This window comes from Micromonospora matsumotoense, from assembly GCF_050951065.1.
GTDB lineage: Bacteria > Actinomycetota > Actinomycetes > Mycobacteriales > Micromonosporaceae > Micromonospora > Micromonospora matsumotoensis.
This window is the reverse complement of the sequence record NZ_CP192025.1, coordinates 5485747-5499633: the sequence shown is the minus strand read 5'-3', so window position 1 is coordinate 5499633 and position 13887 is coordinate 5485747. Positions and strand designations below refer to the sequence as shown.

10 protein-coding genes and 1 pseudogene are annotated in these 13887 nt (G+C 75.2%); 8 read left to right on the top strand and 3 right to left on the bottom strand.

The genetic code is table 11. The features are described from left to right. The first annotated feature begins 33 nt into the window (after nt 1–33). Both ACQP1S_RS23160 and ACQP1S_RS23155 read left to right on the top strand, forming a co-directional pair. The gene (locus ACQP1S_RS23160; protein WP_432899075.1) at nt 34–774 is read left to right on the top strand and encodes a hypothetical protein; all 741 of its coding nucleotides are present in this window, start codon (nt 34–36) and stop codon (nt 772–774) included. Continuing rightward, the gene (locus ACQP1S_RS23155) at nt 771–2540 is read left to right on the top strand and encodes a DNA polymerase Y family protein (protein WP_432899073.1); all 1770 of its coding nucleotides are present in this window, start codon (nt 771–773) and stop codon (nt 2538–2540) included. Before ACQP1S_RS23160 ends, ACQP1S_RS23155 begins: the two co-directional genes overlap by 4 nt. Nucleotides 2541–2598: 58 nt before the next feature. Here the strand turns inward: ACQP1S_RS23155 and ACQP1S_RS23150 are convergent. Both ACQP1S_RS23150 and ACQP1S_RS23145 read right to left on the bottom strand, forming a co-directional pair. Next, nucleotides 2599–2763, bottom strand: a pseudogene (locus tag ACQP1S_RS23150) (pentapeptide repeat-containing protein); the annotation flags it as partial. Between the two features lie 52 nt (nt 2764–2815). Further along, a complete protein-coding gene (locus ACQP1S_RS23145; RefSeq protein WP_432899071.1) occupies nt 2816–2992 on the bottom strand; it encodes a hypothetical protein in 177 nt (58 codons plus the stop codon). Nucleotides 2993–3305: 313 nt separating this feature from the next. Here ACQP1S_RS23145 and ACQP1S_RS23140 point away from each other — a divergent pair, with 313 nt between their 5' ends. The 6 genes from ACQP1S_RS23140 to ACQP1S_RS23115 all read left to right on the top strand — a co-directional run bounded on the left by ACQP1S_RS23140 (nt 3306) and on the right by ACQP1S_RS23115 (nt 11093). Then, nucleotides 3306–6851, top strand: coding sequence for an error-prone DNA polymerase (locus ACQP1S_RS23140; protein WP_432899069.1), 3546 nt, complete (start codon nt 3306–3308; stop codon nt 6849–6851). A 98-nt stretch (nt 6852–6949) separates the two neighbouring features. Beyond that, nucleotides 6950–7123 carry a hypothetical protein gene (locus tag ACQP1S_RS23135; RefSeq protein ID WP_244253196.1) on the top strand — a complete coding sequence of 58 codons (174 nt, stop codon included), beginning with the start codon at nt 6950–6952 and terminating at the stop codon, nt 7121–7123. 43 nt (nt 7124–7166) lie between these two features. Then, nucleotides 7167–7937 carry a methyltransferase domain-containing protein gene (locus tag ACQP1S_RS23130; RefSeq protein WP_091238847.1) on the top strand — a complete coding sequence of 257 codons (771 nt, stop codon included), beginning with the start codon at nt 7167–7169 and terminating at the stop codon, nt 7935–7937. Continuing rightward, nucleotides 7934–9184, top strand: a complete 1251-nt coding sequence (locus ACQP1S_RS23125; RefSeq protein ID WP_432899066.1) for an alkaline phosphatase family protein — start codon at nt 7934–7936, stop codon at nt 9182–9184. The genes ACQP1S_RS23130 and ACQP1S_RS23125 overlap by 4 nt, the downstream gene beginning before the upstream one ends. Nucleotides 9185–9325: 141 nt before the next feature. After that, the gene (locus ACQP1S_RS23120) at nt 9326–10585 is read left to right on the top strand and encodes a DNA polymerase IV (protein ID WP_432899064.1); all 1260 of its coding nucleotides are present in this window, start codon (nt 9326–9328) and stop codon (nt 10583–10585) included. Between the two features lie 115 nt (nt 10586–10700). Beyond that, entirely contained in the window at nt 10701–11093 is a 393-nt protein-coding gene (locus tag ACQP1S_RS23115; RefSeq protein WP_396849453.1) for a DUF3040 domain-containing protein, read from the top strand. A 206-nt stretch (nt 11094–11299) separates the two neighbouring features. Here the strand turns inward: ACQP1S_RS23115 and ACQP1S_RS23110 are convergent, their stop codons facing one another. Then, nucleotides 11300–13768, bottom strand: coding sequence for a transglutaminase TgpA family protein (locus ACQP1S_RS23110; RefSeq protein ID WP_432899062.1), 2469 nt, complete (start codon nt 13766–13768; stop codon nt 11300–11302). Nucleotides 13769–13887: the final 119 nt, after the last annotated feature.

Below are 13887 nucleotides of genomic sequence, written 5' to 3'. Positions count from 1 at the left end.
ATCCACGCAACGACACGACGGGGGGCTGGTCCGATGGCGGGCCGCATGGTGGGCGGTTCCGCCGCACTGGCCGCTCTGGTACGCCCGGCGAGCGCCCCGGACCCGGCCGCCGGTCACCGGCTGCTCCCGGTGGCACCCGAGTTGACCGGCCTGCTGCCGCACCGGGGGCTGCGCCGGGGCAGCACGGTCGCCGTCACCGTCGGCCAGCCCCGGCACAGCGGCGGCACCTCCCTGGTGCTGGCGCTGCTCGCCGAGGCGTCCCGGGCCGGGTCGTGGTGTGCGGTGGTCGGGGTGCCCACCCTCGGTGCCGGAGCCGCCGCCGAGGTCGGCATCGCCCTGGACCGGCTGGCGCTGGTGCCCCATCCCGGCCCGGAGTGGCCCACCGTGGTCGCCGCCCTGATCGACGGGGTCGACGTGGTGGTGACCGCCGTACCGCACAGCGTCGCCGCCTCGGTCGCCGACCGGCTGGCCGCCCGGGCCCGGCAACGCGGCTGCGTGCTCGTCCCGTACGGCCGGTGGGCCGGTGCGGACGTCACGCTCCAGGTGGTCCGGGGGGTCTGGGAGGGGCTCGGGGCGGGGCGGGGCCGGCTGCGCCGTCGGGAGGTCACCGTGTCGGCCCGCGGACGCGGAGCGGCGGCCCGCCCCAAGGAGATCACGATGTGGTTGCCCGGCGACGGGCTCACCCGGATCATCCACCGCACCGCACCGGCCGGCCCACCCGCGTCCGCCGTCGGGTCCCGGCCGGGCGGATTCACCGTGGTCGGGCCGGTGTGACCGGCACGCCGGTACGCACCCTGCTGCTCTGGTGTCCGGACTGGCCGGTGCTCGCCGCCGAGATCGTGGACGGGGTGCCCGCCACCGGCGCGGTGGCCGTGCTGCACGCCAACCGGGTGGTGGCCTGCTCCGCGTCGGCCCGTGCCGCCGGGGTGCGCCGGGGCCTGCGTCGCCGCGAGGCGCAGGGTCGCTGCCCTTCGCTGACCGTCGTCGAGCACGATCCCGGTCGGGACGCCCGCGCCTTCGAGCCGGTCGTCGCCACCGTCGAGGAGGTCGTCGCCGGGGTCGAGGTGGTCCGTCCCGGCGTCTGCGCGCTCGCTGCCCGGGGCCCCGCCCGCTACCTCGGCGGCGAGGAGGCAGCCGCCGAACGGATCGTCGAACAGGTGGCCCAGTCCTGTGCGGTGGAGAGCCAGATCGGCATCGCCGACGGGGTCTTCGCCGCCGGCCTCGCCGCGCGTACCGGGCAGGTGGTGCCGCCGGGTGGGACGCCCGGTTTCCTGGCCGGGCTGCCCGTCGAGGCGATCGGCCGGCCGGCCCTGGCCGATCTGCTACGCCGCCTCGGGGTGCGGACGCTGGGTGACTTCGCCGCGCTGCCCGCCGGTGACGTGTTGGCCCGGTTCGGCTTCGACGGGGCACTCGCCCACCGGCTTGCCGCCGGGCGCGACCACCGGCCGCTGGCCGTTCGGCAGCCGCCGGTCGACCTGACGGTCGCCGCCCACCACGACGAGCCGCTCGACCGGGTCGACGCGGCGGCCTTCGCCGCCCGGGTGCTCGCCGAGCGCCTGCACGACCGGCTGGCCGGGTACGGGCTGGCCTGCACCCGGCTCGGCATCGAGGCGGTCACCGCCCACGGCCAGGAACTGCACCGGGTATGGCGGCACGACGGGTTGCTCACCGCCGCCGCCATCGCCGACCGGGTGCGCTGGCAGCTCGACGGCTGGCTCTCCGGCAGCACCGGCCGGGCCGGTGCCCGACCACCCCGACCGACCGCCGGGATCATCCGGTTGCGGCTGGTCCCCGACGGGCTGCTGACCCGAGGCGGGCTGCAACCCGGCCTGTGGGGGGAGGCCGGCGAGGAACGGGACCGGGCACACCGGGCGTTGAGCCGGGTGCAGGGCATCCTCGGCCCGGAGGCGGTGGTCACCGCCGTGCTGGGTGGTGGTCGGTCCCCGGCCGACCAGACGCGGCTGGTCCCGTGGGGGGACGAGCGGCTTCCCACCCGTCCCGGCCCGCCCCCACCGCCAGGCGTGCCCGCCGACCCACCGGTGGGTGGGCGTCCCGTCGTGCCGCCGGTGGGTGGGTCTCCTGTGGTGCCGCCGGTGGGCGGGCCTGCCGTCGTGCCGCCGGTGGGTGGGCCCTCTGCCGTGCCGCCGGTGGGTGGGCCTGTGCCGGTCGGGCAGGGGCGGGGCGGGGCCGGGAAGCGGCGGGGGAGTTCCGTGCCGCCCTGGCCGGGGCGACTGCCGCCACCCTCGCCGGCCGTGGTGCTGCCTGCCCCCCTCACCGCGACCGTGCACGATGCCGCCGGGGAACCGGTGCTGGTCAGCGCCCGGCTGGCAGTCAGCGCCGCCCCGGCCCGGCTGGTCGTCGGCGGTGCCGCGCCGACGGAGATCGTCGGCTGGGCCGGCCCGTGGCCGGTGGACGAGCGGTGGTGGGCCCCCGCCGAGGCCCGCCGCCGGGCCCGGTTCCAGGTCTGTCTGGCCGACGGTGCCGCCCTGCTGCTGGCCGTCGAGGCGGGGCGATGGCTGGTGGAGGCGATCTATGACTGACCGGTGGCCCGTGCCGGCCCGTCAGACGGCGGTCCGGTTGGTACAGGTCGATTCCGTGCAGGTTGACTCCGTGCAGGTTGACTCCGTGCAGGTTGACTCCGTGCAGGTCGATTCCGTGCAGGTCGATTCCGTGCTGGCCAGGCCCGTTCGGCTCGCCGACGGCGGGGCCCGGGGACACCGACAACGGCCGTGGTTTCCCGGTCGACCTGCCCCCGAAGCTCATGGCGGTGCCGCCCTGGTGGGCTCGCCGTCGCCCTGGTTCGTGCTGATCTGGCTCAGTGGCCGGCAGTCTTGTGGCCGAGCGGTGAGGTGCTCTGTGCCGGGATGGGCCGCACCTGCTGGGCATGCCGCACCTGCTGGACCTGCCAGGTCTGCCGGGTCTGCCGGACCTGCTGGACCTGCCGCACCTGCCGGGTCTGTTGGGCATGCCGGGCTCGCCGCTCCGCAGACATGTTTCCTCCCGAGCGGTATGCCGCTGGGTCATGAATATGACCCAGCGGCATACCGCTCACCAGGCGCATCATCCCTGTCCGTAGCGGCCCTGCCCCGCTGTGCCTCCAGCGGCGTAGGGGTGTCCGGCAGGGCAGAGGCGGCAGGCGGCGTAGGGGCGGTGGGCTGCGCGGGGATAGGCGGCCATGCGGGGGCGGGGGTGGTGGGCTGCGCGGGGGCGGGTGGCGGCGTGGAGATGTCCGGCTGTGCGGAGACGTCCGGCCGCATGGAGACAGTCTGCCGAGTGTGGGTGCCCGGCCGCGTGCGGGTGGCCGGATGAGTTTCCACAATCCGAAGCTCCCCTGGTCGGAGCTGGAGCGGGTGCTGTCCGGGCGACCCGCCCACGGCCGCGCGGATGACCGCATCCGAGGCAGCGACTCCCCGGCCGACCGCTACCCCACCGACCGTTCTCCGGGCGACCGTTCCCCGGCTGACCGCTCCCGAGGTGGCGGGGATCAGGGTGACGGGCATCGAGGTGACGGTTCCCGGGGGGAGGGGTCTCGGGGTGGGCGGCGGGGTGGGGAACGGCACCTGCACGTGGTGGACCCGCTCGCCGACGCCGACGGCGGGGACTCGCCGGCCTGGACCCGGCACCGCGAGCGGTACGCGCCCCCCGAGCTGACCCGCCCGGACGGTGCGGTGCCCTACGCCGAACTGCACGCGCACACCAACTTCAGTTTCCTCGACGGGGCGAGCCACCCGGAGGAGTTGGCCGAGGAGGCCGCCCGGCTGGGGTTGACGGCGCTCGCCGTGACCGACCACGACGGGTTCTACGGCGTGGTCCGGTTCGCTGAGGCGGCCCGTACGCTGCGCCTGCCGACGGTCTTCGGCGCGGAGCTGTCGTTGGGGCTGCCCGGCCCGCAGCAGGGCGAACCGGACCCGCTGGGCCGGCACCTGCTGGTGCTCGCCCACGGCCACGAGGGGTACGCCCGACTCGCGTCGGTCATCTCCCGGGCCCAGTTGCGCGGCGGGGAGAAGGGCCGCCCGGTCTACGGGGAGCTGGAGCAGGTCGCCGCCGAACTCCGGGACCACGTGCTGGTGCTGACCGGCTGCCGCAAGGGGCACGTGCCGGCGGCGCTGCTCACCGAGGGGGTCGACGCGGCGGCCCGGGAGCTGGACCGGCTCACCGCGCTGTTCGGCGCGGAGACGGTGGCGGTGGAGCTGACCGACCACGGGCACCCGGTCGACGCCGACCGTAACGACGCCCTCGCCGAGCTGGCCGCCACCGCCGGGCTGCCCACGGTGGCCAGCAACAACGTGCACTACGCCAGCCCGGGTCGGCGGCGGTTGGCGACCACCCTGGCCGCTGTCCGGGCCCGCCGCAGCCTGGATGAGATCGACGGTTGGCTGCCCGCCGCCGCCACCGCCCACCTGCGCAGCGGCGCGGAGATGGCGGCCCGGTTCGCCGGGTACCCGGGGGCGGTGGCGCGGGCCGCCGAGTTCGGCGCGGAACTCGCCTTCGACCTGCAGCTCGTCGCGCCCCGGCTGCCGGCGTACCCGGTGCCGGCGGGGCACACCGAGATGAGCTGGTTGCGCCGGTTGACCCTGGACGGCGCCCGGGAACGCTACGGCCCGCCCGAGGCGCACCCGGAGGCGTACGCGCAGTTGGCGCACGAGCTGCGGATGATCGACGAGCTGGGCTTCCCCGGCTACTTCCTGGTGGTCTACGACATCGTGGCGTTCTGCCGGGCGCAGGACATCTACTGCCAGGGTCGGGGTTCGGCGGCCAACTCGGCGGTCTGCTACGCGCTGCGGATCACCAACGTGGACGCCGTCCGGCACCGGCTGCTCTTCGAACGGTTCCTCGCCCCGGAACGCGACGGGCCGCCCGACATCGATGTGGACATCGAGTCCGACCGGCGGGAGGAGGTGATCCAGCACGTCTACGCCCGGTACGGCCGGGAGCACACCGCCCAGGTCGCCAACGTGATCTCGTACCGGCCCCGGTCGGCGGTGCGGGACGTGGCGAAGGCGCTCGGCTTCTCGCCCGGCCAGCAGGACGCCTGGAGCAAGCAGATCGACCGGTGGGGCTCGGTCGCGGCGGTGGACGTCGAGGGCATCCCCGAGCAGGTGGTGGCGTACGCCAACGAGTTGACCGGCAACTCGGGGCGGTGGGCGGGGTTCCCCCGGCACCTGGGCATCCACTCCGGCGGCATGGTGATCTGCGACCGGCCGGTGATCGAGGTGTGCCCGGTGGAGTGGGGGCGGATGCCCGGCCGCAGCGTGCTGCAGTGGGACAAGGACGACTGCGCCGCCGTCGGGCTGGTCAAGTTCGACCTGCTCGGCCTGGGCATGCTCTCCGCCCTGCACTACGGCTACGACCTCATCGGCCAGACCCTCGACCTGGGGGACATGACGTTGGACGACCCCGAGGTCTACGACATGCTCTGCCGGGCCGACTCGGTCGGGGTGTTCCAGGTGGAGAGCCGCGCCCAGATGGCCACCCTGCCCCGGCTGAAACCGCGCGAGTTCTACGACCTGGTGGTGGAGGTGGCGCTGATCCGGCCCGGCCCGATCCAGGGCGGTTCGGTGCACCCGTACATCCGGCGCAAGAACGGCCAGGAACCGGTGACGTACCCGCACCCGCTGATGCGCAACGCGCTGGAGAAGACCCTCGGGGTGCCGCTGTTCCAGGAGCAGCTGATGCAGCTCGCCATCGACCTGGCCGGCTTCGACGCGGCCGGGGCCGACGAGCTGCGCCGGGCGATGGGGGCGAAACGGTCGGCGCAGCGGATGGCGCAGCTCGCCGACCGGCTCTACGCCGGGATGGCCGAGCGGGGGATCACCGGCGAGCTGGCCGACGACGTCTACCGCAAGCTGACCGCGTTCGCCAGCTACGGCTTCCCGGAGAGCCACGCGATGAGTTTCGCCTACCTGGTGTACGCCAGCTCGTGGCTCAAGCGCCACCACCCGGCGGCGTTCCTGGCCGCCCTGCTCAACGCCCAGCCGATGGGGTTCTACTCGCCGCAGACCCTGGTCGACGACGCCCGTCGGCACGGTGTCGAGGTCCGCCGGCCGGACGTCAACGCCAGCGCGGCCAAGGCGGTGCTGGAGTCCACCCCGCAGACCCGGTGGGGCGGGGTGCCGGGGGAGCCACCGCACGCCTGGGGGCTGGGCGGTCCGGCGGTCCGGCTCGGGTTGGGCGGCGTGCGTACCCTCGGCGATCCGGTGGCCGAGCGGATCGAGGCGGAGCGGACGGCGCACGGGGCGTACCGGGACATGCCGGATCTGGCCCGGCGGGTCGGTCTCACCGCCGGGCAGCTGGAGGCGCTGGCCACCGCGGACGCCTTCGCCTGTTTCGGGCTGACCCGGCGACAGGCGCTCTGGGCGGCCGGGGCGGCGGCCCAGGACCGGCCGGGCCGGCTGCCCGGCACGGTGACCGGCGCGGCGGCGCCCACCCTGCCCGGAATGGCGGCGGTGGACCGGCTCGTCGCCGACGTCTGGGCCACCGGGTTGTCCCCGGAGAGCCACCCGGCCCGGTTCGTCCGGGACCGGCTCGACGCGCTCGGTGCGGTGCCGATCGCCCGACTCGGCCGGGTGGAGTCGGGTCGGCGGGTCCGGGTCGGCGGGATCGTCACCCACCGGCAGCGGCCGGCCACCGCCGGTGGGGTGACCTTCCTCAACCTGGAGGACGAGACCGGAATGCTCAATGTCACGTGTTCGCCGGGGCTGTGGCAGCGCTATCGTCGAGTCGCCCGCACCAGCGTCGCCCTCGTGGTCCGCGGTCGGTTGCAGCGGCACGAGGGGGTCACCAACCTCACCGCCGACCGGCTGGACCCGATCACGCCGCCGGTTGCGCCCGCCTCCCGCGACTTCCGGTGAAGTGATCCACATTACGGTTTTCCGGGCCGGGAGACGGGAGACTTCCGGCACGCGCGGGCAGAGCGGCCCGCTCGTGGCAAGGGGGATGACCAGTGACGATGGACAGTACGTACACCGGTGGACTGGCGAACGCCCGGCGCACCCGGCTGGGTGCCGGTTGGACGCCCGCCCAGGACGCCGAGCCGCGCGAGTACCAGGTGACCGAGGGCCCGGTGGCGAACGACCGCCGGTCCCGTGCCGAGGAGGACCCGGCCGGCGGCGGGGAGATCTGAGCCGTCGACGTCGGTACCGCCAGCGGGGGGTCGGGTGGCACGGGTGACTAGGCTCCACCGGGTGGAACAGCGCACCCGAGGCCGGTTCGTCGAGCCGCCGTTGACCCCCCGTACCGCCGTCATCTGGTCGGTGCTCGCCGCCGAGCTGGACCGGCGGGCCGATGTCGCGTTGACCGTGCTCGACGTGGGCGGTGGCACCGGCGGGTTCGCCGTGCCGCTGGCCCAGGCCGGCCACCAGGTGACCGTGGTGGACGCCAGCCCCGACGCGCTCGCCGCGCTCACCCGCCGGGCCGCCGAGGCCGGGGTCGCCGACCGGGTCCACGCCGTGCAGGGCGACGGCGACGCGCTGACCGGCCTGGTCGAGCCGGCCTCCGTCGACCTGGTGCTGTGCCACGCGGTGCTGGAGGTGGTCGACGATCCGCTGCCGGTGACGACCGCGCTGGCCGCCGCGTTGCGCCCCGGTGGCGCGGCGAGTGTGCTGGTCGCCGGCCGGGCCGCCGCCGTGCTGGGCCGGGCGATGAACGGCCACCTCGACGTCGCCGCCGCCCTGGCCGCCGCCGCCGACGGCGCAGCCGGTCCACGGGACACCCTGCGTCGCCGGTTCGCCGCCGAGGAGGCCGCCACGCTGTTGCGCGCCGCCGGCCTCACCGTGGAGGAGATCCACGGGGTACGCGTCCTCGCCGATCTGCTGCCCGCCGCCGTCGCCGACGGCCAGCCGGGTGCCCTGGTCGAGCTGGAACGGGCGCTGGCCGGGCACCCGCCGTACCGGGATCTCGCCGCCCAACTGCACCTGTTCGCCCGCCGACCGGCATGACCGACCTGCCCCCGGCCGGTGCGCCGGTGCCGCCGGCCGGGACGGCCGTGCCGCCGGCCGGTGTGCCGGCGGACCGGCCGGCCGGTCCCGTGCCCCCGGCGGACCCGCTGGCGGTGGTGTCGCCGCGTTACGGCGGGGGCAGCCTGGCCGACGTGCTGCCCAGCGCGCTGGCCGTGCTCGGCGTGCCGGGCGCGGTCGACCTGCTCGGGCTCGCCCCGGGCCTGGCCGGGGTACGCCGGGTCGCCGTGCTGCTCGTCGACGGCCTCGGCTGGTACCAGCTCCCCACCGCCGCCCGGTACGCCCCGACCCTGACCGGGCTGGCCGCGACGGTGGGTCGCCCGCTCACCTCCGGCTTCCCCTCCACCACCCCGACCAGCCTGGTGACCCTGGGCGCGGGCGCGGCCCCCGGCGCGCACGGGGTGCTCGGGTTCACCGTCCGGGTGCCCGGCACCGACCGGGTGCTCAACCACATCGACTGGAACGGCGACCCGGACCCGCTGCGCTGGCAGCCGGTCCGCACCCAGTGGCAGCGGGCCCGTGCCGCCGGGGTCGCGGTGACCGTGGTGAGCCGCCCCGAGTACGCCGGCAGCGGGCTCACCCTGGCCGCCAACCGGGGCGGCGACTACCGGGGGGCCGCCGGGGTGGACGCCCTGGCCCGGACGATGCTGGCGGCGCTGGCCGCCGGGACCGGGCCCACCCTGGTCTCCGGTTACCACCCCGACCTGGACCGGCACGGGCACCTCAGCGGGGTCGACTCCGCGCCCTGGCGGATCGCCGTCGCCGAGGTGGACGGCCTGCTCGCCCGGCTCGTCGACGGGTTGCCGTCGGACGCGGCGTTGCTGGTCACCGCCGACCACGGCCAGCTCGACGTGCCGGCGGCGCACCGCTTCGACCTGGACACCGACCTGCGGCTGCGGGCCGGCGTCCGGGTGGTCGCCGGGGAGCCCCGGGTGCGTTACCTGCACGTCGAGCCGGGTGCGGTCGACGACGTGGTGGCCACCTGGTCGGCGGTGCTCGGGCCGGCCGCCCGGGTGCGTACCCGCGAGGAGATGGTCGCCGAGGGCTGGTTCGGCCCGGTCGGCGAGGACCACCTGCGCCGGGTCGGCGACGTGGTGGTGACCTGCCGTGACACCTACGCGGTGCTGGCCACCCGGTCCGAGCCGCCGGCGGCGTCCCGGCTGGTGGCCTACCACGGGGCGGACACCGCGGCGGAGATGACCGTGCCGCTGCTGGTGGTCCGGGGCTGACCGGCGGGTCGGTTGTCGTACCGGCCGGCGGGGCGGGACCTGTGCGGCGGCCGGCGGGTCGGTTGTCGTACCGGCCGGCGGGGCGGGACCTGTGCGGCGGCCGGCGGGTCGGTTGTCGTACCGGGCGGCTAGCCTGCGGTGATGGGTCGGAGTCAGTCGTTGCCGCGCGGTGGTGACCCGCGCTTCGGGCCCGACGCCGACGACTCGGCCAGCCCGATCCTGCACGTCGACATGGACGCCTTCTTCGCCTCCGTCGAGGTGCGCCACCGGCCCGAGCTGCGCGGCCGGCCGGTGGTGGTCGGCGGCATCGGGCCGCGCGGCGTGGTCAGCTCCGCCAGCTACGAGGCCCGCCGGTACGGCGTCCGCAGCGCGATGCCCACCGCCCGGGCGCGGGCGCTCTGTCCCGGTGCGGTCTACCTGCCTCCCGACTTCGCCCGCTACCGGGCGGCCTCCGACGCGGTGATGCGGATCTTCCGGGACGTCACCCCGCTGGTCGAGCCGCTCTCCCTCGACGAGGCGTTCCTCGACGTGACGGGTGCCCGCCGGCTGTTCGGCGCGCCCGCCGCCATCGCCCGGCGGGTTCGTGCCCGGGTGACCGCCGAGCAGGGGTTGACCTGCTCGGTCGGGGTGGCCCCGAGCAAGTTCGTGGCGAAACTCGGCTCCACCCGGGCCAAGCCGGACGGCCTGCTCGTGGTGCCGGCGGGCCGGGTGCTGGAGTTCCTCCACCCGCTGCCGGTCGACGCGCTCTGGGGAGTGGGGGAGCGGTCCGCCGAGACGCTGCGTCGGCTCGGCCTGCGCACCATCGGCGACCTGGCCGAAGCGCCCGCCGGGATGCTCCGCAAGGCGCTCGGGGTGGCGTCCGCGACCCACCTGCACGAGCTGGCCCGGGGGCGTGACCCCCGCCCGGTCAGCCCGGACCAGGTGGAGAAGTCGATCGGGGCCGAGGTGACCTTCGACGTCGACGTCGTCGACCCGCAGCAGATCCGCCGGGCGCTGCTCGCCCTCAGTGAAAAGGTGGGCAGCCGGCTGCGCGGGGCCGGTCAGGTCGGCCGGACGATCTCGCTCAAGGTTCGACTGTCGGATTTCCGCACCGTCAACCGGTCCCGCACCCTCGGCGTGGCGACCGACGTGGCCCGGGAGATATTCGACACGTCCTGGGGTCTCTGGACGGTTCTCGACCCGGGTGAGCCGGTCCGCCTGGTCGGCGTCCGGGTGGAGGGACTGGCCGGGACGGTCGAGACGCCGAGACAGCTCACCCTGGGCGCACCGGAGCGGGGTTGGCGGGAAGCGGAGACCGCAGCCGACGCGGCGGCTGCCCGTTTCGGGCGGTCCGTCATAGGTCCGGCCAGTCTGCTCGGTAAACGTGATCCCCGGCGCGGAGAAAATAGCAGTCGGCCGTAGGTCGTCCCGCTTTCCGACGCGCGACCCCCCTCGTAGACTTGGCGGCAAGCAGCCGGATGGCTGCCACGGTCTGTCGGCCCGACCGGGCCGACCAACGTGACCGGGGAGGAGTGCCGTGCCGCTCTCGGAGCACGAGCAGCGGCTGTTCGAGCAGATCGAGCGGTCGCTTGCCGAGGACCCCAAATTCGCCTCGGCCGTGCGCGCCAGCGACCCGCGTTTCCATACGCGGCGTCGCCTGCTCGTCGCTGCCGGCGTGGTGGTCGTCGGCCTGGCCCTGTTGGTCTACGGCGCGGTGATCAAGACACCGCCACTGGCAGTGGCGGGCTTCGTCGTCATGCTGGCCGCGTTGGGCTACGCGGTGCAGTCGCACCGGCGGGCGCAGTCACCGGACCTGCACGTGGTGGGCGGCACGACGAGTCGTCGTCCGCGTGGCCGGGGCGGCCGTCGGCCGTCGCTGCTGGACCGCATGGAGGATCGGTGGCGGCAACGTCCGGAGGGACATCGCTGAACCCGCCCACCCCCGAGGTGGACGGGCGTCACCGACGACGGTAGGTGCCGGACCTGGTCCGGCCACCTCCGTCGCATTGGCATGCCCGGGCCCCTGACGGGTTGCCGCCGTCCTTGATCCACTCCTGTGCGGCGACATGGCGGTATCCAGCACAGCTGATACCGCCATGTCGCCCCATGGTGGGCGTCGGGACGGACGAGGGCGGGTCAGGCGCGGCGGGTGGCGATCAGCCGGCGCGGGTTCCAGCGCAGCATCAGGCGACGGAGCCGACCGGAGGCCGTCACCAGTCGCGCCGAGGTGTCACCGAGCGAGGTACGCCAGCGCAGCAGCACCGAGGGCGGCAGCACGGCGGCGAGCAGCCGGGTACGCCGGTCCGCCCGCGCGGCGAGGGTGCCACGTACCGTCCGCAACGCCGGGTGCAGTGGTTCGCCGGTGAGCGGGTCCCGGGCGTACCGGGCACGTTCCTCGGCGCGGCCGAGCAGCCGTACCGCCGTGGCCGAACCGGCGTCCTCGCCGACCGCCTCCCGGGCCAGCCGCTCGGCGGTCGCCCGGGGGGTCTCCGTCCGGTCGATCCGGACCCGGTAGTCGACAAGCGTGTCGAGCAACTCGTCCCAGGCCGCATGGGCGTCCGCCCGGGCCCGTTCGGCGTCCGCGCCCAACACCGTCATCGGGATGCTCCCGCCCGCCCCGTCGTCCGGGGCCACCCCGGCCGCCACCGGGGTCGGCCGGTGGTGCCGTTGCCGGCGCAGCGCGCGCCGACGCAGCGCCGGGACGGCCAGCAGCGCCAATAACGCGAGCAGCGCGCCCACCGTCCACCAGGGCCAGGTCGGGGCGCGTTCGACGGGTGCGCCGGTGGTCGGGTCGAAGCCGGCATCGGTGTCCTTGTCGGCGGGCTCGTCCCGCTGCGGCCCGGTGGTGGCCCCCGGGTCCTCCGGTGCGGCCGGTGCGGCGGTGTCCGACGGCTCCGGGTCGGGGGCGTCGGAGTCCGGCGCCCACGCCGACCGGGACGACCCCTGGACGCCGTACGCCGGGGTGGCGTCGAACGGGACCCAGCCGAACCGGTCGAAGTAGACCTCCGTCCAGGCGTGCAGGTTCCGGTTGGTCAACGTGTAGGTGTCGCCGTTGGCGCTGCTGCCGTTGGTGAAGCCGAACGCCACCCGGGCCGGGATGCCGGCCTCCCGTACCAGCCAGGCCAGCGCCGCCGCGTACTGCTGGCAGTAGCCGACCTTGTTGCTGAGGAAGTCGACGATCTCCTGGCCGCTGGTGCCGCCCTTGGTGCTCAGCGAGTAGCTGAAGCCGTTCTCCCGGGAGAAGTAGTCGTAGAGCGCCCGGACCCGGTCGTAGTCGCTGGACTTCCCCGCCACCAGCCGGTTGACCAGCTCGCCGACCTCCCGTACCTCCGGGGTGCGGGTCTGTTGCAGCCGGATCGGGTGCTCGGCCGGCAGCGGCCGGGCCCGGCGCAACGCCGCCGGGGTGTACGTCGAGCGCACGTACTCGAACGAGTAACGCTTGCCCCGGGAGTTGTCCCGGTTGGAGAAGACCACCCCGAGGTTCTGGTCGTACGACCAGTTGCCGTTGAGCCCGTCGAAGCTGACCGGGTCGGTGTAGAGCGGCACGAAGGGCATGTTCAGCGTCCGGTTGACCTCCACGGTCGCCCGGTAGGTCTGCTGCTCCACCCCCGGCCCGGCCCGGCCCGACGGGTCGGGCAGCTCCCGGTTCACCGGCCGGCCGTTGGGCGGGCGTACCCGGAAGCCGTCCGGCCGGAGCTCGTCGGCGACGCCGAAACGCAGGTAGAACGGGCTCTGCTCGGTGGTGGTGACCTTGACCATGTCGGCCACCTCGGACTGGTTGAGCTGCCCGCTGAGGGAGGCGAAGAGGTCGATCCGGCCGGGGCCGCCGCCCTGCCCGGCGCGTCCGTTGCCGGTGCCGTTGCCGGCGGTGTTGAACTGGTCCAGCAGTCCGCCGGTCATCCCCGGCACGGCCAGCGGCAGCACCACGGCCAGCGCCACCCCGACCACCGCCAGCCGGCGACCGGCGGCGGCCAGCGGGGAGGACTCCCAGACGTCCACGTCACGGCCCTCGCCGGTGAACCGGCGGCCGAACCGGCGGACCCGGTCGACGTTGTCGGTCACCAGCAGCCAGAGGTAGCCGGCGGCGCCGACCACGAACGGCAGCGCGGGGACGCTGTCCACGTAGACCGCGACCGGCACCGAGTAGATGGCCAGCATCGGCAGCCCGGCCAGGGCCGGTCGGCGCAGCCCGACGGCGAGGACGTCGACCACCACCGCGACCGAGCCCACCCCGAGCACGCTGATGAACAGCAGCGGGGTGGTGTCCGGCACCTTCACCCCGTAGGAGCGCATGTCCTGCAACGAGCCCTGCGCCAGCTCGCCGAAGTGGGCGAGCGTCGCCGGCGTGGGCAGGAAGGCGATCAGCTCGCCGCCGCCCGGGAAGAGCCAGGTCAGGGCGAGCAGCAGGCCGGCGAGCATGCCCAGCACCTGACCCCAGAGCGGGGCCCGGACCAGCCGGGTGAGCGCCGCCGCGCCGGCCACCACGGCGACCGCGATGGTCGACTGGATCAGCCAGGTCCACTGTTGGAAGATCGACGACAGTGGGGCGGCGGCGAACAGGGTCGCCACGGCGGCCACGAAGCCGATGTTCCGGGACGCGATCACGACGTCACCCTCTCTGTCGTCGGACACCGGCGCCGGCATCCGGACCGGCGCGGTGGCCGGCGGTGGCGCGGACACCGGTGGGGCCTGCGACGGGCGCGCGGCGCGGGTGCGTCGGACGG

Excerpts from the sequence above, each read along its gene's own strand:
- ACQP1S_RS23160 (WP_432899075.1), top strand. The coding sequence starts at position 34 with ATGGCGGGCCGCATGGTGGGCGGTTCCGCCGCACTGGCCGCTCTGGTA.
- ACQP1S_RS23145 (WP_432899071.1), bottom strand. The coding sequence starts at position 2,992 with ATGTCTGCGGAGCGGCGAGCCCGGCATGCCCAACAGACCCGGCAGGTG.
- ACQP1S_RS23140 (WP_432899069.1), top strand. The coding sequence starts at position 3,306 with ATGAGTTTCCACAATCCGAAGCTCCCCTGGTCGGAGCTGGAGCGGGTG.
- ACQP1S_RS23135 (WP_244253196.1), top strand. The coding sequence starts at position 6,950 with ATGGACAGTACGTACACCGGTGGACTGGCGAACGCCCGGCGCACCCGG.
- ACQP1S_RS23125 (WP_432899066.1), top strand. The coding sequence starts at position 7,934 with ATGACCGACCTGCCCCCGGCCGGTGCGCCGGTGCCGCCGGCCGGGACG.
- ACQP1S_RS23120 (WP_432899064.1), top strand. The coding sequence starts at position 9,326 with ATGGGTCGGAGTCAGTCGTTGCCGCGCGGTGGTGACCCGCGCTTCGGG.